This is a genomic window from Cupriavidus sp. H18C1 (assembly GCF_049311595.1).
In the GTDB taxonomy this organism is placed as follows: Bacteria; Pseudomonadota; Gammaproteobacteria; order Burkholderiales; family Burkholderiaceae; genus Cupriavidus; species Cupriavidus cauae.
Window position 1 is genome coordinate 1,547,795 of the sequence record NZ_CP186009.1, and the last position, 24,862, is coordinate 1,572,656.

At 68.8% G+C, this 24,862-nt stretch carries 17 protein-coding genes and 4 pseudogenes; 14 read left to right on the forward strand and 7 right to left on the reverse strand.

The genetic code is table 11. The features are described from left to right. Nucleotides 1-45: 45 nt before the first annotated feature. From OJJOAM_RS22855 to OJJOAM_RS22865, 3 genes and pseudogenes are all read left to right on the forward strand, one after another. Nucleotides 46-954 carry a LysR family transcriptional regulator gene (locus tag OJJOAM_RS22855; RefSeq protein ID WP_149315938.1) on the forward strand — a complete coding sequence of 303 codons (909 nt, stop codon included), beginning with the start codon at nucleotides 46-48 and terminating at the stop codon, nucleotides 952-954. A 151-nt stretch (nucleotides 955-1,105) separates the two neighbouring features. Beyond that, nucleotides 1,106-1,756: pseudogene (locus tag OJJOAM_RS22860) on the forward strand (response regulator transcription factor); the annotation flags it as partial. A 784-nt stretch (nucleotides 1,757-2,540) separates the two neighbouring features. Next, nucleotides 2,541-3,152 (forward strand): sensor histidine kinase, encoded by a 612-nt coding sequence (locus OJJOAM_RS22865; protein ID WP_422651033.1) that lies wholly within the window; start codon nucleotides 2,541-2,543, stop codon nucleotides 3,150-3,152. 51 nt (nucleotides 3,153-3,203) lie between these two features. Here OJJOAM_RS22865 and OJJOAM_RS22870 read toward each other — a convergent pair whose 3' ends face one another. Beyond that, the gene (locus OJJOAM_RS22870) at nucleotides 3,204-3,932 is read right to left on the reverse strand and encodes a MipA/OmpV family protein (protein ID WP_422649948.1); all 729 of its coding nucleotides are present in this window, start codon (nucleotides 3,930-3,932) and stop codon (nucleotides 3,204-3,206) included. Between the two features lie 465 nt (nucleotides 3,933-4,397). Continuing rightward, the gene (locus OJJOAM_RS22875) at nucleotides 4,398-4,634 is read right to left on the reverse strand and encodes a hypothetical protein (RefSeq protein ID WP_422649949.1); all 237 of its coding nucleotides are present in this window, start codon (nucleotides 4,632-4,634) and stop codon (nucleotides 4,398-4,400) included. 343 nt (nucleotides 4,635-4,977) lie between these two features. Between OJJOAM_RS22875 and OJJOAM_RS22880 the strand changes: the two genes are divergently transcribed. Further along, nucleotides 4,978-5,652: a heavy metal response regulator transcription factor gene (locus tag OJJOAM_RS22880; RefSeq protein WP_422649950.1), complete on the forward strand. Its 675-nt coding sequence runs from the start codon at nucleotides 4,978-4,980 to the stop codon at nucleotides 5,650-5,652. A gap of 5 nt (nucleotides 5,653-5,657) precedes the next feature. Next, entirely contained in the window at nucleotides 5,658-7,088 is a 1,431-nt protein-coding gene (locus OJJOAM_RS22885; RefSeq protein WP_422649951.1) for a heavy metal sensor histidine kinase, read from the forward strand. A 106-nt stretch (nucleotides 7,089-7,194) separates the two neighbouring features. Here the strand turns inward: OJJOAM_RS22885 and OJJOAM_RS22890 are convergent. Then, nucleotides 7,195-8,194 (reverse strand): annotated as a pseudogene (locus OJJOAM_RS22890) (tripartite tricarboxylate transporter substrate binding protein). Between the two features lie 72 nt (nucleotides 8,195-8,266). Beyond that, nucleotides 8,267-9,481, reverse strand: a complete 1,215-nt coding sequence (locus tag OJJOAM_RS22895; protein ID WP_422649952.1) for a CaiB/BaiF CoA transferase family protein — start codon at nucleotides 9,479-9,481, stop codon at nucleotides 8,267-8,269. A gap of 120 nt (nucleotides 9,482-9,601) precedes the next feature. On the opposite strand from OJJOAM_RS22895, the gene OJJOAM_RS22900 reads away from it, so the two are divergent. Beyond that, nucleotides 9,602-10,504, forward strand: a complete 903-nt coding sequence (locus OJJOAM_RS22900; RefSeq protein WP_422649953.1) for a LysR family transcriptional regulator — start codon at nucleotides 9,602-9,604, stop codon at nucleotides 10,502-10,504. Here OJJOAM_RS22900 and OJJOAM_RS22905 read toward each other — a convergent pair. Further along, nucleotides 10,432-13,353, reverse strand: coding sequence for a putative DNA modification/repair radical SAM protein (locus OJJOAM_RS22905; protein WP_422649954.1), 2,922 nt, complete (start codon nucleotides 13,351-13,353; stop codon nucleotides 10,432-10,434). The two genes, OJJOAM_RS22900 and OJJOAM_RS22905, sit on opposite strands and share 73 nt — an antisense overlap. Before the next feature lie 215 nt (nucleotides 13,354-13,568). On the opposite strand from OJJOAM_RS22905, the gene OJJOAM_RS22910 reads away from it, so the two are divergent. Beyond that, a complete protein-coding gene (locus OJJOAM_RS22910; protein WP_422649955.1) occupies nucleotides 13,569-14,540 on the forward strand; it encodes an SOS response-associated peptidase family protein in 972 nt (323 codons plus the stop codon). A 139-nt stretch (nucleotides 14,541-14,679) separates the two neighbouring features. Here the strand turns inward: OJJOAM_RS22910 and OJJOAM_RS22915 are convergent. Next, nucleotides 14,680-15,769: pseudogene (locus tag OJJOAM_RS22915) on the reverse strand (VWA domain-containing protein). A 69-nt stretch (nucleotides 15,770-15,838) separates the two neighbouring features. Here OJJOAM_RS22915 and OJJOAM_RS22920 point away from each other — a divergent pair. From OJJOAM_RS22920 to OJJOAM_RS22935, 4 genes are read left to right on the forward strand one after another with little or no spacing between them, the layout of a single operon-like run. Then, nucleotides 15,839-16,777 carry a S1C family serine protease gene (locus OJJOAM_RS22920; protein WP_422649956.1) on the forward strand — a complete coding sequence of 313 codons (939 nt, stop codon included), beginning with the start codon at nucleotides 15,839-15,841 and terminating at the stop codon, nucleotides 16,775-16,777. Nucleotides 16,778-16,828: 51 nt separating this feature from the next. Beyond that, complete coding sequence (locus OJJOAM_RS22925) at nucleotides 16,829-17,842, forward strand: AAA family ATPase (RefSeq protein WP_422649957.1); 1,014 nt, start codon at nucleotides 16,829-16,831, stop codon at nucleotides 17,840-17,842. Then, complete coding sequence (locus tag OJJOAM_RS22930) at nucleotides 17,820-18,941, forward strand: DUF58 domain-containing protein (RefSeq protein ID WP_422649958.1); 1,122 nt, start codon at nucleotides 17,820-17,822, stop codon at nucleotides 18,939-18,941. Before OJJOAM_RS22925 ends, OJJOAM_RS22930 begins: the two co-directional genes overlap by 23 nt. After that, nucleotides 18,938-20,101, forward strand: a complete 1,164-nt coding sequence (locus tag OJJOAM_RS22935) for a VWA domain-containing protein (protein ID WP_422651034.1) — start codon at nucleotides 18,938-18,940, stop codon at nucleotides 20,099-20,101. Before OJJOAM_RS22930 ends, OJJOAM_RS22935 begins: the two co-directional genes overlap by 4 nt. A gap of 16 nt (nucleotides 20,102-20,117) precedes the next feature. Here OJJOAM_RS22935 and OJJOAM_RS22940 read toward each other — a convergent pair whose 3' ends face one another. Further along, nucleotides 20,118-20,786, reverse strand: a complete 669-nt coding sequence (locus OJJOAM_RS22940; protein WP_422649959.1) for a GntR family transcriptional regulator — start codon at nucleotides 20,784-20,786, stop codon at nucleotides 20,118-20,120. A gap of 361 nt (nucleotides 20,787-21,147) precedes the next feature. On the opposite strand from OJJOAM_RS22940, the gene OJJOAM_RS22945 reads away from it, so the two are divergent. The 3 genes and pseudogenes from OJJOAM_RS22945 to pxpB all read left to right on the forward strand — a co-directional run bounded on the left by OJJOAM_RS22945 (nucleotide 21,148) and on the right by pxpB (nucleotide 24,834). Continuing rightward, on the forward strand, nucleotides 21,148-22,395 hold the full coding sequence (locus OJJOAM_RS22945) for an MFS transporter (protein WP_422649960.1): 1,248 nt from the start codon (nucleotides 21,148-21,150) through the stop codon (nucleotides 22,393-22,395). A gap of 11 nt (nucleotides 22,396-22,406) precedes the next feature. Further along, a pseudogene (locus tag OJJOAM_RS22950) lies at nucleotides 22,407-23,163 on the forward strand (LamB/YcsF family protein). Between the two features lie 27 nt (nucleotides 23,164-23,190). Then, nucleotides 23,191-24,834: a 5-oxoprolinase subunit PxpB gene (gene pxpB, locus OJJOAM_RS22955; RefSeq protein WP_422649961.1), complete on the forward strand. Its 1,644-nt coding sequence runs from the start codon at nucleotides 23,191-23,193 to the stop codon at nucleotides 24,832-24,834. The last annotated feature ends 28 nt before the right edge of the window (nucleotides 24,835-24,862 follow it).

Here is a 24,862-nt window from a genome sequence, read left to right on the forward strand (position 1 = left end):
CGGTGCTGCCGATGGCCCGCCGCGTCGACAAGGGGGAGAGACGTCATGGAGCATGTGCTGGACCGCAAGCGGGCGCTGTGTCTGCTGCAGATCATCGAAACCGGCACGGTGCGCGGCGCCGCCGAGGTGCTGGAGCTCGATCCCTCGGTGGTGAGCCGGGCCGTGGCCAAGCTGGAGCAGGATCTTGGCGTGACGTTGCTGGAGCGGCGAGGGCGCGGGGTCGTGGCGACCGATGCCGGGCGGCTGCTGGCGCTGTTCGCCCGGCGCCAGCAGGACCTGAGCGATACCTTCCTGGCCGAGATCAACAATCTGAAGAACGCGCAGCGCGGGCATGTGGAGCTCGTCTTCGGCGAGGGCTTCGTCGACCTGGTGCTCGAGCCGGTGCTGCAGGGCTTCCTGCGCACGCACCCCGACGTGACCTACAGCATCCAGGTGGCCGGCACCGACGAAACGGTGCGGCACATCCTCGAAGATCTGGCGCATATCGGCTTTGCCTTCCAGCCGCCGAACGATGTCCGCCTGCGCTCGCACTATTCGCGGGTGTCGCCGATCCGCGCGCATGTCCGCAAGGACCATCCGCTCGCGCGCCGGCGCCGTGCGCTGACGCTGGCCGACCTCGCGCCGCACCAGGGCGCCGCGCTGGCCGAATCGTTCGGCGTGCGCAAGCACGTGCAGGCGGCCGAGCTGGAGGAACACATCACCCTCAAGCCGATGCTGGTGACCAACTCGTTCAAGGTGCTGTGGGAATTCGCGGCGATGGGACTCGGGTATATCCTGACGCCGCGTTCGGTGCCGCTGAAGGGACCGCAGTTCAAGCAGCTGGTGTCGCTGCCGCTCGCCAGTCCGATCCTCAACAACAGCCGAATCCACGTCATTACCCGGGCCGGCCGGCCGTTGTCCCCGGTGGCCGACAGCCTGCTGCGTCATGTGGTGAAGGCCTTCCCGCTGATCTGAGGCCCCCCGCCCCCGCCCCCGCCCCCCGCCCCCGCCGCAATGAACGTTGCTCCGGATGCAATGATCTTCCCGCTCTTAATCAACGCTTAATGTCTGCCTGTCATCATCGCGCGCCCTGCGACTTTCCCTACCGTTGCCCATGACAAGCGCCATGGACCTCCTTCTGGTCGAAGACGATCCCATGCTGGCCGAGGTCATCTGCGATGGCGCCCGGCAGAACGGCTGGCATATCGACCATGCCGATTGCGCCGCCGCGGCCCGTGCCGCGCTGGTCGACCATGCGTATTCGGCGGTGCTGCTGGATATCGGCTTGCCGGGCGAGTCCGGCCTGACCGTGCTGCGCGCCATGCGCGCCGGCTACGACGTGACGCCCGTGCTGATGCTGACGGCGCGCGGCCAGCTGAGCGAGCGCATCGAAGGGCTGGACGCCGGCGCCGACGACTATCTGGTCAAGCCGTTCCAGGTTGACGAACTGTGGGCCCGGGTGCGCGCCGTCATCCGGCGCAGCCAGGGCAGGGTGGTGCCCGTCTTCAGCTGGGGCGAGATCGAGCTCGACCGCAGCCGCCGCGTGGTCACGCGCGCCGGCGCCCGGGTGCCGCTGAGCGCGCAGGAGTACCGCACACTGCTGGCCCTGCTGGAACGCCCGGGCCGCGTCGTCACGCGGGAACACCTGGAGCGCGTGGTGTACGGCAACGCCAGCACGATCGAGAGCAATACCATCGCGGTGTTCATCCATCAGCTGCGCCGCAAGCTGGGCGAGGGCCTGATCACCACGGTGCACGGCCATGGCTACATGATCGGGGGAGGCCAACGCATGAAGTCGCTGCAGGGTCGGCGGCTCGCGGTGATGGTCGGCGTCATCGTGCTGTGCTGGGTGGTGTCGCTGGTCGCGCTGATGGTCTATCTGCAGCACAGCCGCTCCAGTATCTGGGACGACAAGCTGCAGGCGTTCGCCACCCGCATCGTGCGGGCGCTGCCGGCGAACAAGAAGTCGTTCAATCTGGTCGGGCCCGGCCGGGAGGTGCGTGACGACGACCGCGCGAGCGAATTCGACCTGGTGATCCAGATCTGGTCGCAGCGCAGGCTGCTGACCGTGCAGAGCCCGCGTCCCCGCGTGCAGGCCAATACGCCGGCGGCCGCGCTGAAGCCGGACTTTGTCGACGGCTTCGCCACGCGTGTCATCGACGGCGAGCGCTGGCGCGTCTACGCCATCTCCGACAGCACCGGCACCATGCAGGCGCAGGTTGGCATCCCGCACGAGGTCATCAGCGCCGAGGTACGCGAGGCGGCGATGCAGGCGCTGCTTGCCACCAGCGTGCTGCTCGCGCTGGTCGGCGTGCTGTTGTGGCACACCATGCGCCGGTCGCTGAAGCCCGTGGCCGCGCTCGAACGGCTGGTGCGCGATCGCACGACGTTCGACCTGACACCACTGCCATCGACGTCCCTGCCGGCCGAGCTGCAACCGCTGGTGCAGTCGTTCAACCGCGTGCTGGCGCAGCTCGATCAGGCGGTGGAGAGCGAACGGCGTTTCATCGGGGGATGCGGCCCACGAACTGCGCACGCCATTGTCCGCGCTGCAGGCCCAGGTGGAAATCGCGCTGCGCGCCCCGAGCGGCAAGGACAAGGACACGGCGCTGGAAAAGCTGCTGGCCACCGCCAAACGGACGACGCGGCTCGCCGAACAATTGCTCGACCTTGCCCGTCTGAATGCCTGCGGACACGCGCCGCACGAACCCGCGGATCTCGGCAACCTGGTCCAGCATGTCGCCAGCGAGTTCGAGGTGCAGGCCGAACTGCAGGCGCGCAGGCTGTCGGTGGAAACCGGCGGCGGCCGCATCGCCTGCAATATCGACGAGATCGGCATCCTGCTGCGCAACCTGGTCGACAACGCGCTGCGGTATACGAGCCCGGGTGGGCGGATCAGGATTGCCTGCGGCACGGCCAATGCGGACGCCGGCGAGGCGGTCTATCTGGAGGTGGCGGACGATGGGCCGGGCGTGCCGCAAGACGAGCGGCAGGCGATCTTCCGGCGATTCCACCGCGCCAGCGGCAATCGGGTGCGCGGCAGCGGCATCGGGCTGTCGCTGGTGGCCACCATTGCGCAATCGCATGGGGCCACCATCGAGACGGATCACGGCCTGGATGGGCGCGGCTTTCGGGTGCGCGTCGTCTTCGCGCAGGCCGCACCCATGGCCTGACCGGGCGGCCGGTCGGAACCGGCGATCAGAAGCGGCGATCAGAACTGGCGATCAGAACCGGTACAGGTAGCCCACCGCCACGCTGGTCATGTTGGAGCGGTCCACGATCGGGCTGTCCTTGATCGCCGAGCCCAGGCGCGTCGCGCTGACGTCGAGAAACAGCTGGTGATGCCGCGCAAGGCGATAGTCCACCCGCAAGCCCGCGGTCAGGTTCACCGTCGAATCGCCCTGGTATTGCGGCCTGCCGACGCGCGCCTCGGATGCCCTGACGCCGTAGTAGTAGTCCACATTGTCGGCGCTGACCCATTGCGCCGATACGTGGGGCGTCAGGCGGAAATTGCCGTACTGGAAGCCGCGGCTGACCTGGAGCGCGGCCTTGTGCCCATCGGCAGAGCCCAGCCATTCGGCCGAGACATCGGCGATGGGGTCGCGCCAGATCGCCGCGCCGCCGAACCAGAGGCGGGCGTTGCGATCCGCCATGCCTTCGAGCGCGGCGGAGTCGGAGGCCTCATAGCCGTCGCTCAGGCCGTAGCGCGTGCGCAGCCGGAACGAAACCGGGCCGAGCGACGGCAGCTTCAGGTCCGCGGTCAGGCCGGACACGTGCAACCAGCGGTTCTCGTAGGACAGCACGGGAATCGCGCTGTAGCTCGTGCCGACGTCGCGATAGGGCTTGCGCCGGGCAGCCGCGCCGACGCCCAGTCCCCATTGCGATTCGGTGGGCTCGAGGGCGGCATCGCCGCCCTGGGCCCATGCCTGTGGCGTCCACAGGCTTGCCAGCAACGCGATGGCCGCCGCGGCGGCCGGGATTCGAAAGGGGGCCGCACGGCCACCGGGTCTTGTTGCGTTCATTCTGCTTTCATCAGGCGGGAGTCGATCGGAAGGTCAGCAGGGTCGCCGCCGATGGGCGGCGCCTGGTTCCGGCGTGCCGCGGCAAGGGTCCGGCAACGCAGACAAAGGCATCGACCGTCCATGGCGGCCGCAGGGCCGCCATCCGACGTCGCGGGCGCACGCAGGGTAGCGCGCGGAGGGAGCATGGGGATTGGCACGAGGAACCTTGCTGTTTGCTGTGGCGGCCGGCGATGGCCGTCGTCCACGGTTCGAATCGTGCCGAGGTGGGTTTAAGAAGTTATTAGGGCTTGCGGGGACCTATGAGGGCCTGCGAGGCCTGCCGCATCCGCGCCCGGTCCTTTGCGTGGCGCGGCGGTTCAGGCGCGCGGCGTCAATGCCCCGCGCTGAACGCCTGTCTCAGGCGCCGTCGGCATGGACGTCGCGGCCGCTCGTGGCGGCGCCATCGCTGAACACATCGCGCGTTCCCCCGCGTGCGCCGTCGGTGAAGGGATCGACGTGGCCCTGATGGGCGCCATCCGAATAGACGTTGCGTGCGCCGGTACTGCCGGCGTCAATGGCACTCGCGCCAGCGATGGCGGGCAGGGCGGCCAGGGTCAGGGTGGTGGTGAGCAGGGCGCGCTTGAGCAGCTTCATCGTCAGTGTTCTCCGAAAGGTTGGCCGGTAACGATCGGTAGCGACCGGTGAAGGCAGTCTACGAAGACCCCCGCCACAGGAGCATGACGACCCCATGACAATGCTGTCATTTGGCCGAACGCCGCCATCGCTACGCCACCACCACGCCATCGCCACGCCATCGCCACGCCATCGCCACGGCCATCGCCACGCCATCAGGGCGCCGTGGCGACACGCGGCGCGACGCTCGCCACGCCGCCGCAATCTGACGACGACATGACAAATTTGTCATGATCGGCCGCTGCCGCCGGGATTGCGGTACCGTTACCGTCTTGCCGGCGGTCCGGCGATTCGTTGAATGCCGATGCGTGTACTGATAGTCGAGGATGAACCCAAGGCCGGCGCCTACCTGCACAAGGGCCTGACCGAATCCGGCTTCGTCGTGGACCTGGCCCGCGACGGCGTCGATGGCCTGTCGCACGCCCGCGCGCAGCCTTACGACCTGATCGTGCTGGACGTGATGCTGCCGGGCATGGACGGCTGGCAGATGCTGCGCGAACTGCGGCGCGACCAGGACACGCCGGTGCTGTTCCTGACCGCCCGCGACGATCTGGCCGACCGCCTCAAGGGCCTGGAGCTCGGCGCCGACGACTACATCATCAAGCCGTTTGCCTTTGCCGAGCTGGTCGCGCGGATCCGCACCATCCTGCGGCGCGGACCGGTACGCGAGAACGAGTGGATCGAGGTGGCGGACCTGCGCATCGACGCGGTGCGCCGGCGCGTCACGCGTTCGGGACAGAAGATCGAGTTGACGTCCAAGGAGTTTGCGCTGCTGCATCTGCTGGCGCGCCGGCGCGGCGAGGTGCTGTCGCGCTCGCTGATCGCATCGCAGGTCTGGGACATGAACTTCGACAGCAACACGAACGTCGTCGACGTATCGATCCGGCGCCTGCGCGCCAAGGTCGACGACCCGTTCCCGGCCAAGCTGATCCACACGCGCCGCGGCATGGGCTACGTGCTGGACGATATCGCGCGGTAGCGGCCATGCTTGCCATCTCGAAGGCGCTGGCCGCGCGCCTGCTTCCCCAGTCGCTGACGGCGCGCATGGCGCTGGCCTTCGGCGCGGTCGCGGCCGCCATCATGGCGGCGATGGGCACCTATCTCGCGTGTGCGCTGTCGACCCAGCTGCAGGAGCGCGACGAGGCCGAGCTGGTCGGCGAGGTGGTGCTGGTGCGCCATCTGTTGTCGGAGGTCGACTCCGAGACGGCGGTGCGCGAGGGTATGCACCGGTTCGCCGACATCGCGCTCGGTCATGAAGGGCTGATCCTGCTGGTGCGCAGCCGCCAAGGCGAGCCGCTGGTGACGCTGAACCCGCGCCACGAGGCGGTGCCGCCGCTCAAAGCGCTGCCCGCCGACGTCCATCCCGAACCGTCGATGCTGCAGACCTGGTATCCGCGCAATGGCGTGCCCTCGCGCGCGATCGCCGCGCTCGGCCGGCTCGGCGACACCGACGAGGCCGTCGAGATCGTCGTGCTGCGCGACGCCGGTTATCGCGCGGTGCTGATGCGCGACTACCAGTTCCATGTCTTCTGGGCGACGCTGTGCGCGACGGTCGCCGCCGCGGCGCTCGGCTATCTGCTGGCGCGCCGCGGCCTGCGCGGCCTGCGACGAATGGCCGAGGAGGCGTCGGCCGTCACGACCAGCCGGCTGGCGACCAGGCTCGATGCCGGCACCGCGCCCAGCGAATTGCGGGAGCTGGCCGATGCCTTCAACGGCATGCTGGCGCGCCTGCAGGACAGCTTTTCGCGCTTGTCGGAGTTCTCCGCCGACCTGGCGCACGACTTCCGCACGCCGCTGAGCAATCTGATCGGACAGACCGAGGTCACGCTGGCCCAGGCGCGCAATGTCGCGGAATACGAGGCGCTGCTGGAATCAAACCTGGAAGAATACGACCGCCTGTCCCGCATGATCGAGAACATGCTGTTTCTCGCCCGCGCCGACCACGCGCAAGTCGCGCTGGCGCCGCGCACGCTGGACGCGCGGGCCGAGGTCGAAGCCGTGGCGGAGTACTTCGAGGCGGTGGCGGCGGAGCGCGCGATCTCGCTGTCGCTGCAGGGACATGCGCCGGTGCGCGCGGACCAGACCCTGCTGCGCCGCGCGCTGACCAATCTGCTCGACAACGCGCTGCGCCATGCGCCGCAGGGCAGCCGGGTCTCGGTCGTCGTCAGCGCCGAGCGCGAAGCGACCCGCATACGCGTCGCCAATGGCGGCGCCGGCATTCCGCCGGAGCGGCTGGCGCATATCTTCGGACGCTTCTACCGCGGCGATCCGGCGCGCAGCAACTCCGCGCACTCGACCGGCCTGGGCCTGGCCATCGTCGATTCGATCATGCGGCTGCACGACGGCCGTGCGACCGTGTCGAGCCGGCAGGGGCTGACGGTGCTGGAGCTGGCGTTTCCGCTGCCGACGCCGTGAAGGAGAGGGCAGCGGAGTGACGGCGCGCCATGAGGCCGCGCCATCAGGCCGCGTCATTGGCCTGCGCTATGAGCCCGCGGCATGAGAGACCGCGGTGCGACCCCGATTACGTCGCGCTGATGCCCTTCGCCTTGACGATGGCGCTCCAGCGGTCGTAGTCCTTGTTCAGGCGCGCCTGCATCTGCTTGCCGTCCTGGAACGAGGCGATGGCGCCCGCCGTCACCAGCTTCTGCTGCAGTTCCTTGTCGTTGGACAGGATGTCGCGGGTTTCGCTGGCGATGCGGTCGACGATCGGCTGCGGGGTATTGAGCGGCGCGATCAGGCCGCCCCACGAGTCGAAGTCGAAGCCGCGGAAGCCCTGCTCCGACACGGTCTTGACGCCCGGCAACAGCACCTTGGCGTTGGGCGAGCTCAACGCGATCGCCTTGAGCTTGCCGGCGCGGATATGCGGCAACGCCGCGACCACATCGGCGAACATGGTGCCGACCTGGCCGCCGAGCAGATCGGCGACCGCCGGCGCGCTGCCGCGATAGGGCACGTGCATCATGTCGAAGCCGCCCAGGTCCTTGAGCTGTTCCATCGCCAGATGGCCGAAGCTGCCGGTGCCCGAGCTGGTGTAGTTCAGCGGCGTCTTGCTGGCCTTGGCGAAGCGGATCAGGTCCGCCAGCGTGTCCACGCCCGGCACCACGTTCGGGTTGATGACGATGGCCATCGGCAGCACGTAGACGGTGGCGACGGACTGGAAGTCCTTCTTCACGTCATACGCGCTGTTGTTGTACATCAGCGGAGCCAGCAGCGCCGGCATGCCGAACATCGACAGGTTGTAGCCGTCGGGCGCGCTCTTGATGAAGCTGGCGGTGCCGATCGAGCCCGACGCGCCGGGCTTGTTCTCGATGATGACCTGCTGCCCGAGGCGTTCGGAGAGCTTCTGCGCGACGATGCGCGCGGCGGTGTCGGTCGGGCCGCCGGCGGGGGAAGGCCACCACCATCTTGATGATCTTGTCGGGCCAGCCGCTGCGTGCGAGCGCGGCGGGCATCATCGCGGCCATCGAGGCGGCGGCCCCGGCCTTCAGTATCTGGCGGCGGCTTAGGGTCAGCTTGGTCATTGTCTTGTCTCCGTCCATTGAGAGCGGCGATTGGGATTGGGATTGGGAAATGGGAATTGGGTAATTCGATGCTCAGATGACGCCGCGGGATCGCAGATCGGCGATCTCGTCGTCGCCCAGCTGCAGCAGTTCCTTGAACACCTGCTGCGTGTGCTCGCCCATATGCGGCGGCGGCATGCGCACCGGCATCCGCTGGCCGTCGATGGCGTACGGCGGCGCCAGCACCGACTGGGCGCCCGCCTCGCTGTCCTCGTAGCGATGCAGCAGGCCGGCCTGCGCGGTGCGCTCGGACTGCAGGGCCTCGAACATGCCGAGCACCTCGCCGCACGGAATCTGCGCGGTGGTCAGGCGCTGCAGCAGCTCGGCGCGCGTGAATCGGCGCAGCGCCTCGCGCAGCTGCGGCAGCAGCGTTTCGCGATGCTGCGAGCGCGCGGTGTTGGTGGCGAAGCGCTCATCCTCGGCCCACTCGGGCCGTTTGATCACGTCGCGACAGAATCGCTGGAATTGCCCGTTGTTGCCGACGGTGATCACCAGCGGGCCATCGGCCGCCTCGAACACGCCGTAGGGCACGATCGACGGATGCGCGTTGCCGAACTTGGCCGGGTCGCCGCCCTGCAGCAGGGCTTCCATGCCGTAGTACGAGGTAATCATCAGGCCGCAGTCGTACAGGGCCATCTGCACATGGCGCCCGCGCCCGGTCGACTGGCGTGCGTACAGCGCGGCGAGGATCGCCTGCGCCGAATACATGCCGGTAAACATGTCGACCGCGGCGACGCCGAACTTCAGCGGGCCCTGGCCGGCCTCGCCATTGGTGGCCATCACGCCGGCCTCGCCCTGCACGACGAGGTCGTAGCCCGGCCGCTCCGCCTCGGGCGTGAAGCGCGCATAGCCGGAGATCGAGCAGTACACCAGGCGGGGATTGCGCTCGGACAGTTGCTCGTAGCCCAGGCCCAGCTTTTCCGCGCCGCCAACCTTGAAGTTCTGGATCACCACGTCACTGCGCGCCGCCAGTTCGCGCGCCAGCTTCAAACCCGCCTCGCTCTGCAGGTCCAGCGTGATCGAGCGCTTGTTGCGGTTGGCGCTGTTGAAGTACGAGGTGTTGCGCGTGCCGATCCGCACGCCCCAGTCGCGGGTGTCGTCGCCGCGGGCCGGGTGTTCCACCTTGATGACGTCGGCGCCGAGGTCGGCCAGCGCCATCGCGCACATCGGCCCGGCCAGCACGCGCGACAGGTCCAGTACCCGCACGCCGGCCAGCGGCAGCGATGCGCCTTTGTTTTCCTGATGCATTCAGCAACGTCCCCTGCCGGAGACGGTCCGGTTATTTTGGTCAGCGCAGATTGTCTATATGTTGATAAAGTTTGACAATTGCAACCGGTAATCAACATAGATGACAACTCGGAGTTGACAATGGATTTGAGCGCGCTGTCGTTGCTGGTGGACATCATCGACGCCGGCAACCTGAGCCGGGCGGCCCGGCAGCTGGGCATGAGCCGGGCCAACGTCAGCAAGCGCCTGAACCATTTCGAGCGGCAGTTGGGCGCGGAACTGCTCCGGCGCAGCACCCGCCAGCTCGAACCCACCGAGCTGGGCCGGCAACTCTACGAGCACGGTCGCGCCATCCGGCAGGAACTGATGGCGGCGCGCGAGTCCGTGCAGAGCCTGGGCAAGCGGCTGAGCGGCACGGTGCGCCTGAGCGTGCCGAGCGGCTTCGGCCAGCACACGATGTCGGCCTGGTTCATCGAGTTCATGCGGATGTATCCGGCCATCACGCTCAACGTGATTTTCGACAACGACATCGAGGACCTGATCAAGGGGGCGGTCGACTTCTCCATCCGCGTGATGGGCGAGACGCCGACCAATGCGGTGGCGCGCAGCCTCGGGGACATCGAATATGTTGCCTGCGCGACGCCGGAACTGGCTCGCGAGGTCGGCATGCCGAGTTCGCTCGAGCAGTTCCGCGATCTGCCATTGATCACCTCGGAGCTGACCGGCGAACGGCTGCAGCTGGCCGGACTGGCGGGAACGGCGGCCGGCCGGCCGCAGATCCGCCCGCGGCTGATGTCGGCCAACTTCTTCTTCCTGCGCGACGCCATTCTTCAGGGCATCGGCGTGGGCCTGGTGCCGCAGTACATGGTGGCGACCGACCTGGCGGCCGGGACCCTGGTTCGCCTGCCGCTGCCGCCGCGGGACCTGGCCTTCCTGCGCACCACCATGTATCTGCTCTACATGCCGGCCCGCTACCAGACGCGCGCCGTGACGACGCTCATTGCCTTCTTGCAGGAGAAGGCAGCGGCCGCGATGGCGGGGTAGGCGAGGGAGGCGAGGGGAGGCGAGGGAGGCCGGGCAGGTGCGGCAGGCGCCGCGGCCAGTTCCCGGCCCTGCGCGATGGCCTCGCCGATGGCGGCGACAATGTCCTCCCGCTTGCCGGCGTCATCGACGCGCAACGCGTAGGACGGATGCCAGGTGGCCACCAGCCAGGCGTCGCCGATCCGCACGGGCCGGTTCACGTGGTCCTGGAGGCTGGAGGTCTGGCCCAGGATCGCGCGCAGCGCGGTCGCGCCCAACGTGACGATGACCGCCGGCCGTACCCGCGCGCGTTCCTCGTCGAGCCAATGGGCGCAGGCCTCGACCTCGCGCTGGCCCGGCGTCTTGTGCAGGCGCCGCTTGCCGCGCGCGATCCACTTGAAGTGCTTGACCGCATTGGTCACGTATACCGAATCGGGCGGCACGCCGGCGCGGCGCATCGCCTCGTCCAGCACCTTGCCCGCCGGCCCCACGAAGGCGCGGCCGGCGAGATCTTCCTGATCGCCGGGTTGTTCGCCGACCAGCATCAGGCGGGCGGTCTCCGGCCCATGGCCCGGCACGGCCTGGGTGGCATGGCGCCAGAGCTCGCAGCGGCGGCATTGATCCAGCGAGGAGGGCGCCGGCCGCAGCGGCTGCGCGTCCTCTGCGTCGACCGCAACGGGCTTGCCTTTCATGGTGCCGACCGCGCCCGCCTGCGCGACGCGGCGGGCGCCGTTGCGGGCGTCGGCGATCATCGCCGGGATCAACCGTCCCTCGGGCAGCCCTTTCCAGAAGCGCACCGGCATGTGCTGCTCCAGCGCGGCTTCGTTCAGGCGGGCCGGATTGAAGATGCTGCGGTAATAGGCAAGCCACAACGGCTCGATGTCGTCCGCGGCCGCGCCTGCGCGAAGCGCGGCGATATCGGAGCCGGCCATCGCGTCGGCCGGGGTCTCGGACAACTGCAGCGCGCGCCCGTCCCACAGCGCCGCGCCCTGCGGCGTGCCGATCCACCACGACGCGCCGCCCATGCGGCGCGCGAAGTGGCCGGCGGCGTCGGCCAGTACATCGTGCTCGGGCTCATACCAGGCCAGGTACTCCGGTGTCCCATCGCCGCCGCGCCGATGAAAGCGCACGTAGGCGATCATGTCGTGATGGGCGCGCCGCACGGACTTGGCCATTGCATGCAGGCGGGCGCCGTCTTCATCGGCGGCGGAAGCGACGGCGCGATCGCCCTGGCACCATCGCCACAGCACCCGGTAAAGAAAAGCCCAGCGTTGCGGCGAACGGTAACGCGCGGCGTCCTGCAGCAGGGCGGCCAATGCCTTGGACACCCGCACGTCCGGGGCGGGGCCCGTGGTGTCCGGGCGGGCTGCCGGCAGCGCGCCGTCTTCAGAAACCGGCGCGTGGTCGCCCAAGACCGGTGCGGCGCCGGGGTCGAGCAGCATCAGCTGTTCGGTTCCCCCGCTTGCCGCCGAGCCGCGCTCCGTCCACGTGACCGTCTCCGGCGGCCAGCCCGCCGCCAGCGCCCGCAAGGCCTGCGCACGCCAGCTTGCGTAGCGGCCCGCAACGCCGCCTTCAACGCCGCCCTCGACGCCGTCCTCAGCGCCGCCGTCGACCACCAGCGCGCGCGGTCCTGCGCCGCTCATAGCAAGGCCAGCTGCACGGGCGCCGGCGACAGCGCGCGCCGCAGCTGTTCCGACGGCGGGTCGGCCAGCGCCGGCCGGTAGTCCTGCACCACGAGGCCGGTAGTCCTGCACCACGACGAAGGGTTTGACCTTGTCCATCGGGCAGCGCAGCCGCGCCAGGTCCTGATAGCGAATCGCCCGCGAGCGGCGCAGCTCCACCAGCCGCTTCGCGTTGCGCATGCCGATGCCGGGCACCCGGGCGATCAGGGCCTGCGGCGCGCGGTTCAGGTCGACCGGAAACGACTCGCGATGCGCCAACGCCCAGGCCAGCTTCGGATCGATGTCCAGCGGCAGGTCGCCGCCGGCCTGGAACAGCTCCTCGGCCTGGAAGCCGTAGCCGCGCATCAGGAAGTCGGCCTGATACAGCCGATGTTCCCGCAGCAGCGGCGGCGGCTGCGCGGGCAGGCCGGACGGGCTGTCGGGAATCGGACTGAACGCCGAGTAATACACCCGCTTGAGCTTGTACGCGCCGTACAGCGTCTGTGCGGTCTGCAGGATGGTGCGGTCGTCGGCGTCGTCCGCGCCCACGATCATCTGCGTGCTTTGCCCGGCGGGCGCGCGGCCCGGCGCCTGCTTGTCGTTCTCCGCCTCCTCCTGCGCGAGGCGGATCGAGCCCATGGCACGCTTGATCGTATGCGCGTTCTTCTCCGGCGCCAGCCGTTGCAGGCCGCCGTCGGTGGGCAGCTCGATATTGACGCTGAGCCGGTCGGCATACTGGCCGGCCTGCGAAATCAGCCGCGGATCGGCGTCCGGAATCGTCTTCAGATGGATATAGCCGCGGAACTGGTGTTCGTCGCGCAGCGAGCGCGCGACCTGGACCAGCTGCTCCATGGTGTAGTCGGCGCTGCGGATGATGCCGGAACTGAGAAAGAGCCCGTCGATATAGTTGCGCCGATAGAAGTCCAGCGTCAGGTCGACCACCTCGCGCGGCGAGAAGCGCGCTCGCGGCACGTTGCTGGAGCGCCGGTTCACGCAGTACTGGCAGTCGTACTGGCAAAAGTTGGTCAGCAGGATCTTGAGCAGCGAGACGCAGCGGCCATCGGGCGTAAAGCTGTGGCAGATGCCCGCGCCGGTACTGGCACCCAGCCCGGCCTTGCCGCGCGAATCCCGTTTTGGCGCGCCGCTGCTGGCACACGAGGCGTCGTACTTGGCCGCGTCCGCCAGGATTTCCAGCTTGGTGAGCAGTTCCATGGGGAGTCATACTGTATGGATGTACAGTATTATAGGCGCCATTGCGCTTGCGCGGCGGATTTCCCGCGGGACAAGGCGGCAAGGTTGGCCGGCGCCATGCCGCCCCGCCTCAAGCCTTGAGCTCGTGCGGCGGGAGCCCCCGGCTCAATACCGATGTCCGCCGCCACCGAAGCCTGCGAGGATGGCGCCATCGTGGCCGTCAAGGGGAGAGGCCGATGTGCTATGCCGCGCAGATCAAGGCCGACTTCAGGAAATTCACGCGCGAGTACGGCGCGGTGATGAGCCTTCGCCAGTTCTTCGAACTGTTCTGGCACAAGCGCAAGGACCAGGAATGGCAAAAGCTGCCCAAGGCGATGCGCATGGCCTTCGCGCAGGCCGGTTCCGGCTCCGACGAGGAGCGCGAGCTCGCGGCGCTGATCGCCGCGGGCGACCGCGAACAGGCCAATGTCCTGGAGGCCGAGCTGTTTCGCCAGAAGAGCCGCCTTGCGGAAGCGGAGCGCGCGCTTGCCGGCCGGCCTACCCGCAAGGCGGAGAACGAGCAGCGCATCGCCGCCGACAAGATCGCCCGGCTGCAGCAGAACCTGGCCGACCTGCAGCGTGCGGTGCTGGCTCCGGAGGACGCGATGATCTTCCCGGGTTATTACGCGCCAGTGATGATCATGATGGACGGCCGGCGCGCGATCGTGCCGATGCGCTATCGCTGCCGGCTGCCCGCCTGGGACGACGCCATGGAGAGAAAGAAGCCCGGCACCTACAACGCGCGCCGCGACAATCTCGAGACGGCGTGGCGCCAGTTGTTCGGCTATCGCCACGGCATCCTGCCGATCCGCGCCTTTCATGAACATGTGGCCCGGCACCGGCTGGAGCGCCGGGAGCTCGGCCCGGACGAAAAGGAGCAGAGCGTCGTGCTGGAGTTCCGTCCCGAGCCGCCGCAGGATCTATTGATCGCCTGCCTCTGGTCGCTTCACCAGGGCGAGGCGGGCGAGCCGGATCTGTATTCGTTTGCCGCGATCACCGACGAACCGCCCCCGGAAGTCGCCGCGGCCGGCCACGACCGTTGCGTCATCCCGATCAAGCCGCAGCACGTCGACGCCTGGCTCAATCCCGATCCCGGCAATCTGGCCGCGCTGCATGCGATCCTGGAGGACCGGGAGCGGCCGTTCTTCGAGTATCGGCTGGCGGCTTAGCGGCAGGCCCCGGGGTGGGGCCGCGACGGCTTACCAATCCTTCTACTGGATTTACCAATTCATCTACTCGGGAGGTCGCGCTTTACCAATTCATCTACTGGGCGCGCCGCGACTTACCGTTTCACTCCATCGCGAAACTTCAGCGCCGGAACCACAGAATCGATAGCCCGCTCGCCGCCATCAGCAGCAGCACCGCCACCGCCGCGAACAGCGCCCCGATCTCGGTTTCCCGGCGCTCGAGTGCGAAGCGCGTGCTCAGCTGGCGATAGACGTGGCTCAGGTCGGCCTCGGAGCCCGCGTGGAAATATTCGCCGCCGGTGATCTTGGCCACGGCGCGCAAGGCCGGTTCATCGAGCTGCATGTAGTAAGACATGGCCGGTCCGCCGGCCGCGCCGCCGTCCGGCGACCCGAAGCCCACGGTATAGACGCGCACGCCGCGCTCGGCGGCCATGCGGGCCGCGATGACCGGATCGGGTCCGGTGGTGCGGCGGCCATCGCTGAGCAGGATCACCGCGCCGTGCCGATACGAGCCGGGCTCCGCCGCGGGCCGTTCCTCGCGCCTGGCTCGCTTCTCGCGATTGCGGGCGGCGTCCGCGGCGGCCGCGGTGGCCGCTTCGTCCAGCGATCGGCCCTGGTTCTCCATCAGTTCCGACGCGCTGCCGAACAGCACGGCCTCCAGGTCGATGCCATCGTCGGGGAACAGCACCGCCAGCGCCTCGATCAGGCCGCTGCCCGTCGCGGTGCCGCGCTGCAGCTGGAAGCGCTCGATGGCCTCCAGCATGTCCTGACGGTTGTCGGTCGGTGCCAGCACGACGGACGCGGTCGCGGCGAATGACACGATGCCCAGCCGCACATTGGCCGGCAGCCCGGTGACCAGATTCGTCGCGGCCTGCTGCGCGGCGGCGAGGCGCGTCGGCGAAACATCGGTCGCTTCCATGCTGCGCGAGACGTCCATCGCGAGCACCAGCGTGATGGTGTCGGCGGGCAGCGTGATGGTCGCGCTGGGGCGCGCGCAGGCGAGCAGCGCGGTGCCGAGCGACAGCAGGAACAGCAGGGGGAGGGAGGTGGCGCCGGAGCCATTGCCGGGGACCGAGCGCCGCCCGCGGCAAGGTGAGGCTGGCGTAGAGCAGCGCGGCCTTTCTGCGCCGGGCGAGCACGTAGAAGTAAGCCGCTGCCAGCACGGGAAGCACGAGCAGCAGCCAGAGCATTTGAGGCCAGAGAAACTGCATGCCCTGCTCCTTGGCGCGTGGTTAAGATCGATGGTACTGTAGTTTCCGACGCGTGAACTCGGGGCGGCGATGAAACGGGTGACGATCTACGGAACAGCCTTGGCGGCGATCGCACTCGTCTTCGCTGCGGGCGTGGGCTCCGCCTGGCTGTTGCAGCCGAAACAGCGCGCGTTGACGCAGTCGGACATCGATTCGGCCGTGCTCCACACGCTGAACAACAAGGACCTGCCGTCGCGCGCCGCCCGCGCCGCCGAGGCGATCCGCCAGTCGGTGGTCGAGGTCCGCAGCTATCCGGCCGCCGACACCGCCGCGGAAAAATCGCGCGCCGACAAGGCCGGACGCGATCGCCCGGCCAGGCCACCCGAATCCTCCGCCCCTTCCAAACGCACGCCGCGCGACGAGACCGCAAAGGGTAAAGGTCCGGGCGACAAGGCCCCCAGCGACAAGGTCGCACCCGACGCCTTGCCCGACGGCCGGCACATCGGCACCGGCGTGGTCGTCACCGAGAGCGGGGTGATCCTGACCAACTACCACGTCGTCGCCGGCGCCCGCCGCGTCGAGGTCCGGTTCCACGATGGGCATACCGCCGAGGCCGCCGTGCTGCAGGCCGTCCCGGAAAAGGACCTCGCCATCCTGCAGCCCAAATCGATTCCCGACGACCTGCCGCCGGCGACGCTCGGTTCCAGCCGCGAACTGGCGCCGGGCAGCGAAGTGGTCGCGGTGGGCTTTCCGTTCGGCATCGGCCCGTCGGTGACGGCCGGCGTGGTGTCCGGGCTCGACCGCCAGTTCGTGTCCCCGGACGAGAAGCAGCAGCTGGACAAGCTGATCCAGTTCGACGCCGCCGCCAACCCCGGCAACTCGGGCGGACCGCTGGTCAACATGAAGGGCGAGGTGGTCGGCATCGTCACGGCCATCCTCAATCCCAACCAGAGCGGCAATTTTCTTGGCATCGGTTTTGCCATCACGATCGAAAGCGCGGGCGGCTCCGTCGGGGCTTCGCCCTTCTAGCCTTCCACATCAGCCTTCCCCACCAGACTTCCACACCAGAGCGAGAGGCCCATGAACGACCAAGCCCGGGACGCGATCGAAACCGCCAATCTGATGGAGCGCCTGCTGTACGAGGTCAAACGCGTGGTCGTAGGGCAGGACCATTTTCTCGAGCGGGTACTGGTGGCGATCCTTGCCGGCGGGCATCTGCTGGTCGAAGGCGTGCCGGGGCTGGCCAAGACGCTGACCGTCAATACGCTGGCGAGAACCATGCGCGGCACGTTCAAGCGCATCCAGTTCACCCCGGACCTGCTGCCGGCCGACCTGGTAGGCACGCGCATGTATCACCAGGGGACCGGCGAGTTCTCGACGGTGCGCGGGCCGGTTTTCGCCAATCTGCTGCTGGCCGACGAGATCAACCGCGCGCCGGCCAAGGTGCAGAGCGCCCTGCTCGAGGTGATGCAGGAAAAGCAGGTCACCATCGCCGGCGAGACGCACCGTGTGCCGATGCCTTTCCTGGTCATGGCCACGCAGAACCCGATCGAGACCGAGGGTACCTATCCGCTGCCGGAGGCGCAGGTCGACCGCTTCATGATGAAGGTGCTGGTGGGATATCCGAGCGAGGACGAAGAGGTCGTGATCGTCAACCGCGTCACCGGTCCGCGGATCGACGTGAGCCCGATCGCCACGCCCGAGCAGTTGACCGCGCTGCAGGAGGAATGCCGCGCGGTGTATGTCGATCCGGGGCTGATCCAGTACGCGGTGCGCGTGGTGTCGGCCACGCGCCGGCCGGCGAGCTACGGGCTCGACGATCTCGATCGGTACGTGACCTTTGGTGCCAGTCCGCGCGCCACCATCGGCCTGATCGAAGGCGCGCGGGCGCTGGCGCTGCTGCGCGGCCGCCACTACGCGGTGCCGGAAGACGTGATCGACCTCGTGCCCGACGTGTTGCGCCACCGGCTGTCGCTGTCGTACGAGGCGATGTCCGACGGCATCACGGCCGATGCCTTGATCGGCCGCATCGTGCAGGCCATGCCGGTCCCCGAGCGTCCGCTGGAATCCCATGTTCGGGCGGCTGCGCGGTAGGCGCCGGTCCGGCCCGGACGCCGCCTCCGACAAGGCCACGCCCGGCACGCCGCGCGGTGTGGGCGCAGGCCGCACCGATGCCTTGCTGCGCCGCATGGAATGGACCGTGGTGCGCCGCCTCGACGGCATGCTGCAGGGCGACTACCGCACGCTGTTTCGCGGCTTCGGCCTGGATCTGGCCGACCTGCGCGAATACCAGGCCGGCGACGACGTCCGGCACATCGACTGGAACGTGACCGCGCGGCTGCAGACGCCGCACGTGCGCATGTTCCAGGAGGATCGGGAGATCGCGGCGTGGTTCCTGCTCGACCTGAGCGGCTCCGTCGAGTTCGGCTCCGGCGACGTCCGCAAGCGCGACCTGCTGAGCGATTTCACCACCGTGATGGCGCTGCTGCTGACGCGCTATGGCAACCGCGTCGGCGCCGTGCTCTACAACGGGGCGGCCGACATGACCGCGTCGGTGGTGCCCGCGCGGGCCGGGCGCCGGCAACTGCTGCACCTGCTCGACCGCATGCACGCCACGCCCGCCGCCTCGCCCGGCCATACCCGGCTGCGCGGCCTGCTCGACCATGCGCGGGCGGTCGCCCGGCGGCGATCGGTGCTGTTCGTAGTGTCGGACTTCATCAGCGACCCGGGCTGGCAGGCCTCGCTCGCGATGTTGGCCAGGCGTCATGAGGTGGTCGCCGTGCGGCTGGTCGATCCATTGGAGCAGGCGCTGCCCGATCTGGGTTTGCTGGTGCTGCAGGATGCCGAGACCGGCGAGCAGATGTTCGTCGACACCCACGACCCGGCCTTCCGGAAGCGCTTCGTGGCCGCCGCGCAGGCGCGCGAGGAAGAACTGCGGATCGGCTTCGCGCGGGCCGGCGTGGACTGCCTGACGCTGTCGACCGATGCCCGCCTGGACCTGGCCCTGCTGGACTTCTCGCGGCAGCGTCGTCATCGGCAGGGCACGGCGAAAGGCACGGCGAGGCCGAACACGAAAACCGGCAATGCCGGGCCGAGTGCGGGGGCCAATGCGGGCGCAATGGTGGGCGCAAGTGCGGGTGAAAGTGCGGGCGCCAGCAAGGAAGCGAAGAAGGGGGCCGCATGGACGGCGTGACCGAGGCGATCACCCGGCTGCCCGCCATCAGCTTCCTGTGGCCCAGGATGCTGTGGTTGCTGGCGCTGATCCCCGTGCTGGCCACCGGCTACCTGTGGCTGGACGCGCGCCGCCGGCGTGCGGCCGTTCACTATCCCGCCCTGAAGACCGTCGGCTTCGCCAACCGCAGCGTCGCCGGCTGGCGCCGGCATGTGTCGCCGATACTGATCCTGCTCGCGCTGACGGCGTTGATCGTCGCCATCTCGCGTCCGCACGCGCTGCTGGTGCTGCCCTCGCGCATCGAGACCGTGATGCTTGTCATCGACCTGTCCGGCAGCATGCGCGCGAAGGACGTGCAACCGAACCGGCTGCGCGCCGCGCAACAAGCCGCCAAGGGGCTGCTCGAGGCCAAGCCCGCGAGCGTCAGCGTCGGCCTGGTCGCGATGGCGGGAACGTCCGCCGTTGCGCAGGCACCGAGCCGCAGGAAGCAGGACGTGGCCACAGCCATCGACCGCCTGCAGCCGCAGGGCGGCACCGCGCTGGGCAACGGCCTGCTGATCGCGCTGACGGCGCTGCGGCCGCACGCCACCGAGGATGCCGCGCGGCTGATGGACGGGGACCCCTCGCCGCTGAAAAAACGCGGCGCGCTGGGCAACCCGTTCGGCGCACCCGGACTGGGGCAGGGCTTGGGGCAGGGTGGGGGGCCAGGGTGGGGGGCCAGGGTGGGGGGCCAGGGAGGCGGGCAACAATCCGCCGACCCCGAGGGCGCCGTCGCTCCCGGCTCCTATGCCGCCGGCGCGATCGTCGTGTTCTCCGACGGCGAAAGCAACGCCGGTCCGACCGCGGTGCAGGCGGCCGAACTCGCGGCCGCCTATGGGGTACGCGTCTATACCGTTGGCGTCGGCACGACCCAGGGCGTCGTGCTGTCGGCCGACGGCTGGTCGGCGCGCGTCAGGCTCGACGAGACGGTGCTGAAGGACGTCGCCAACACGACCGGGGCCGAATACTTCCGGCTGGAGGACGCCGCGCGGCTCAAGCAGGTGTATCGCGCGATCAACGCGAAGCTGACGCTCGGCAAGACCGAACAGGCGGAAATCACCGCGCTGTTCGCCGCGCTCGGCGCGTTGCTGGCGGCCGGCGCGGCGCTGCTGTCGCTGTGGTGGTTCGGGCGGGTGATGTAGGGGCGCCGCTTCGCGCTCAGCGCCCCTTGAAGATCGGGTGCCGGGCGCAGGCCGACAGCACGATGCGCTCGGACTGCACCAGATAGTCGTTCAGCGCCGCGGCACATTCGGCGAGCTTGCCGGCCTCGAACAGCTGCAGGATGTGCTGGTTCATCTCGACATAGGGCCCGTGCAGGAATTCGGGGTCCTGCAGCATGCCGAACGCCAGCCGCAGCTCGGCCAGCAGGTGGGAGAACATCACGTTCAGCCGCTCGCTGTCTGCCAGTTCCACGATGGCCATGTGGAACTCCATGTTGGCCGTGCCCGCGCCCTGCCAATCGCCGCTGTCGCGGCAACGCAATCCCGCTTCCACCGCCTGCCGCATGTGCTTCCTTGCCGGATGGCTGGGGTAGGCCTGCGCGATCGCCTGGCATTCGATCAGGCGGCGGACCCGGTAGATGTCGATGATCGCCGCGATGCTCGGAATGGCCACCGCCACGCCGCGGTTGGGCTCGTGCTTGAGCAGGCCTTCCTTGGTCAGCACGCGGAAGGTCTCGCGCAGCGTATTGCGGGAGATCTGCAGGCTTTCGCTGAGCGCGGCTTCGGACAGGCGCTGCCCGGGCGCGAAGTCGCCATGCAGGATGCGCTGGCGGATCTGCTCGGTGACCCGTTCGGCCAGGTTTCTTACGTCGGAACTGGTTGTCATGTCGGCTGGAGGGGGGGAACGGGAATTTCGGTCCGCGCGTCGGGCGTGTCCCGTTTCGCGGGATGTTACCCCACCTTTGTTCAACAACCTGCACGGGATTGGTGCGGCTAAACCGGTATCCGTCCACCTAGGTGTATACCAGAATCGATCCTCACGATTGATTGTTGAACAATCTATGCACGGTGGTTGAGTGATACGTGCATATATATCAACATGGCACGGGATCCGGCCAAGCAGCGCCGCGGTGGAGGGGCGGCTGTTCGGCGGTCTCGCTCACTGCCTCAACGTCGTCGCAGCGTCGTCGTCCAGACCGCGCGACGAGCATCCCCACGTTTTGCCGTTATCCCGAGTGAGCGCAACCATGTGGCTTAAAGAAACAACGCAGGCAGAGCGCAAGACGCTCTTTGCCGCCTTCGTCGGCTATGGGGTCGATGCCTTCGACTACATGATCTACACGTTCATGATTCCCACCTTCATCCTGGTGTGGGGCATGACCAAGGCCGAGGCCGGCTATATCGCGACGGGCGCGCTGATCAGCTCGGCGATCGGCGGCTGGCTGGCCGGCATCCTGGCCGACAAATACGGCCGCGTGCGCGTGCTGCAGCTGACCGTGCTGTGGTTCAGCTTCTTCACGTTCCTCAGCGGCTTCACGCAGTCGCCCGAGCAGCTGTTCGTGACGCGCATGCTGCAGGGCCTCGGGTTTGGCGGCGAATGGTCGGTCGGTTCGGTGCTGATCGCCGAGATGATCCGCGCGCGCCATCGCGGCAAGGCCGTCGGACTGGTGCAGAGCAGCTGGGCGGTGGGCTGGGGCCTGTCGGCCGTTGCCTTCTGGGCGGTCTACGCGGTGTTCGAGCAGCAATACGCGTGGCGCGTGCTGTTCTGGATCGGCGTGCTGCCGGCGGTCTTCATCCTCTATATCCGCCGCAACATCAGCGAGCCCGAGGTGTATCGCGAGACCAAGGCCAAGCTGGCTCTGACCGGACAGAGCAACAACTTCATGCTGATCTTCAAGCCGGGCGTGCTGCGCGTGACCGTGCTGGCGAGCCTGCTGGCGACCGGCATGCAAGGCGCCTACTACTCGGTCACGACCTGGCTGCCGACCTACCTGAAGATGGAGCGCAACCTGTCGGTGCTGAACACCAGCGGCTACCTGATGGTGCTGATCGCGGGCTCGTTCGCCGGCTATCTGACCAGCGCCTGGCTGTCCGACCACCTTGGCCGCCGCCGATGCTTCATGCTGTTCGCGGTCAGCGCGGCGATCCTGGTGATCTGCTACACGCAGCTGCCGATCACCGACGCCGCGATGCTGGTGCTCGGTTTCCCGCTGGGCTTCTTCCTGTCGGGCATCTTCTCCGGCATGGGCGCTTACCTGACCGAGCTCTATCCCAGCCATATCCGCGGCTCGGGACAAGGCTTCTGCTACAACTTCGGCCGCGCGGTCGGTTCGGTATTCCCTGCGATGATCGGGCATATGGGCGCAACGATGTCGCTGGGCGTCGCCATCGGCTATCTCGCCGCCGGTGCCTATGGGCTGGTCGTCGTCGCCTGCCTGCTGCTGCCTGAAACGCGCGGACGCGAACTGCTGGGCGAAGCCGAGCCCGCGCATTGAGGTCCGACGCCATGCAAATCGATCTGAACAGCGATCTCGGCGAGAGCTTTGGCGCCTGGCGCATGGGCAACGATGCCGCCATGCTCGACATCGTCAGCAGCGCCAACGTGGCCTGCGGCTTCCACGCCGGCGATCCCGCCGGCATCCTGCGGACGCTGAAGGCCGCCAAGGCGCGCGGCGTCGCGGTGGGGGGCTCACGTCTCCTACCCGGACCTGCAGGGCTTCGGCCGCCGCAATATGGATGTCGCCAGCGAGGACCTGATCGCCGACGTCATCTACCAGATCAGCGCGCTGGCGGGGATGGCCACGACGGTCGGCACCACGGTGCGCTACGTCAAGCCGCATGGCGCGCTGTACAACACCATCGCCTGCGACGAGCGCCAGGCGCGCGACGTGATCACCGCCATCCTCAAGGTCGATCCCGAACTGGTGCTGGTCGCGCTGGCCGGCTCGCCGCTGGTGGGCTGGGCGCGGCATGCGGGCCTGCGCGTCATTGCGGAGGCCTTCGCCGATCGCGCCTACACGCCGCAGGGCACGCTGGTATCGCGCCGCGAGCCGGGCGCGGTGCTGCACGACGCCGCCGAGGTCGCGCAACGGATGTTGCGGCTCGTGCGGGAAGGCACGGTGGTCGCCATCGACGGCAGCGTCGCGCGCGTCGAAGCGCAATCGATCTGCGTGCATGGCGACAGCCAGGGCGCGCTCGAGATGGCGCGCGCCGTGCGCGACGCGCTCGAGCGTGACGGCATCAAGGTGTCCGCGTTCGCCTGAACGAGAAGGCACGATCTGGAGCTTGTTTTGCGTTTCCTGCCCGTTTCCTCGAATGCGCTGCTGGTGGAGCTGGCCGACCTGGACCAGACGCTGGCCCTGCTGGCCTCGCTGCAGCGCGACCCGCTTCACGGCGTGGCGGAGCTGGTGCCCGCCGCGCGCACGATTCTCGTGCACTACCGCCCGTGGGCGACCAGCGCAGGCGCGCTGGTTCGCGCCATCGCCGCGCGCGACCTGTCGCAGCGGGTCGAACGCAGCCGTACGCTGATCGAGATCCCGGTGCGCTATGACGGCGAGGACCTGGCCGAGGTCGCCGAGCTGCTCGGCATCACGCCCGACGAAGTCGTGCGTCGCCACACCAGCAGCGAATACACGGTGGCCTTCACCGGCTTTGCGCCCGGCTTTGCCTACCTGAGCGGCGGCCATCCGTCGCTGGACGTGCCGCGCCGCCGTACGCCGCGCACGCGCATTCCCGCCGGCGCGGTCGGTCTGGCCGGCACCTTCAGCGGCGTGTATCCGAAGGCGAGCCCCGGCGGCTGGCAGATCATCGGCACGACGCCGGTGGCGATGTGGGATCTGGACCGCGCGCAACCGGCGCTGCTGCAGCCCGGATATCAGGTGCGCTTCGTCGATATGGCGACGCTGGAAGATGCGGCGGACACAGCGGCGTACATGGCGACGGCGCGCGTGGACGCGCCTGTGCCCGACGCCGGGACTGCGGCTGCGCTGCGCAAGGGGCAGGGCAGTGCGGCATGCGCCGCGGCACTGAAGGTCAAGGGCACCGGATTGCAGACCGTATTCCAGGACCTCGGCCGGCACGGCCAGGCCGGGCAGGGCGTGTCGGCCTCGGGCGCGCTCGACCAGGCGGCGCTGCGGATGGCGAACCGCCTCGTCGGCAATCGCAGCGACAGCGCCGCGCTCGAAACCGTCGGCGGCGGCCTGCAACTGCAGAGCGACGGCGATACCGTGCTGGCCGTCACCGGCGCCGACGCACCGCTGACCGTGCGCACCACCGATGGCCGCCAATGGCGCGTGCCGACGCATCAGGCGGTGGCCCTGGCCGATGGCGACACGTTGAGCGTCGGCCAGCCGGTCGCCGGCGCCCGCTGCTATGTGGCGGCACGTGGCGGCTTTGCCGTGGCGCCGGTGCTCGGCAGCTGCGCCACCGACACGCTGGCCGGCATCGGGCCTGCGCCGTTGTCGGTCGGCGACGTGCTTGGCGTCTTGCCTGCGCCGGCCGGCGCAGCGGTGGGCATGCCCGAGCAGCCCGTCGCCGATCTGCCCACGATCGATCGGGACATCGTGCTCGACGTGGTGCTGGGCCCGCGCACCGACTGGTTCACCCCCGAGTCGGTCGCGCGGCTGGCCGCGCAGCGCTGGCAGGTCACGCCGCAGTCCAACCGCGTGGGCCTGCGGCTGGCCGGCGACGTGCCATTGGAACGCACGATCACCGGCGAGTTGCCCAGCGAGGGCACCGCGCTGGGCGCGCTGCAGGTGCCGCCCAGCGGCCAGCCGATCCTGTTCCTGGCCGATCATCCGCTGACCGGCGGCTATCCGGTGATCGGCGCCGTGGCGCCTCACCATCTGGACCGCGCCGGCCAGATTCCGGTCGGAGCGTGGCTGCGCTTCAACCCCATCGGCCCCTTCGAAGAACTGCAACCGTCCGCCGGCTGAGCGGGCGCCGTGTTACCGAGACTCCCAC

Coding starts and splice junctions, on each gene's coding strand:
- OJJOAM_RS22855 (WP_149315938.1), top strand. CDS start 46: ATGGAGCATGTGCTGGACCGCAAGCGGGCGCTGTGTCTGCTGCAGATC.
- OJJOAM_RS22875 (WP_422649949.1), bottom strand. CDS start 4,634: ATGAAGCTGCTCAAGCGCGCCCTGCTCACCACCACCCTGACCCTGGCC.
- OJJOAM_RS22880 (WP_422649950.1), top strand. CDS start 4,978: ATGCGTGTACTGATAGTCGAGGATGAACCCAAGGCCGGCGCCTACCTG.
- OJJOAM_RS22885 (WP_422649951.1), top strand. CDS start 5,658: ATGCTTGCCATCTCGAAGGCGCTGGCCGCGCGCCTGCTTCCCCAGTCG.
- OJJOAM_RS22895 (WP_422649952.1), bottom strand. CDS start 9,481: ATGCATCAGGAAAACAAAGGCGCATCGCTGCCGCTGGCCGGCGTGCGG.
- OJJOAM_RS22900 (WP_422649953.1), top strand. CDS start 9,602: ATGGATTTGAGCGCGCTGTCGTTGCTGGTGGACATCATCGACGCCGGC.
- OJJOAM_RS22905 (WP_422649954.1), bottom strand. CDS start 13,353: ATGGAACTGCTCACCAAGCTGGAAATCCTGGCGGACGCGGCCAAGTAC.
- OJJOAM_RS22910 (WP_422649955.1), top strand. CDS start 13,569: ATGTGCTATGCCGCGCAGATCAAGGCCGACTTCAGGAAATTCACGCGC.
- OJJOAM_RS22920 (WP_422649956.1), top strand. CDS start 15,839: ATGAAACGGGTGACGATCTACGGAACAGCCTTGGCGGCGATCGCACTC.
- OJJOAM_RS22925 (WP_422649957.1), top strand. CDS start 16,829: ATGAACGACCAAGCCCGGGACGCGATCGAAACCGCCAATCTGATGGAG.
- OJJOAM_RS22930 (WP_422649958.1), top strand. CDS start 17,820: ATGTTCGGGCGGCTGCGCGGTAGGCGCCGGTCCGGCCCGGACGCCGCC.
- OJJOAM_RS22940 (WP_422649959.1), bottom strand. CDS start 20,786: ATGACAACCAGTTCCGACGTAAGAAACCTGGCCGAACGGGTCACCGAG.
- OJJOAM_RS22945 (WP_422649960.1), top strand. CDS start 21,148: ATGTGGCTTAAAGAAACAACGCAGGCAGAGCGCAAGACGCTCTTTGCC.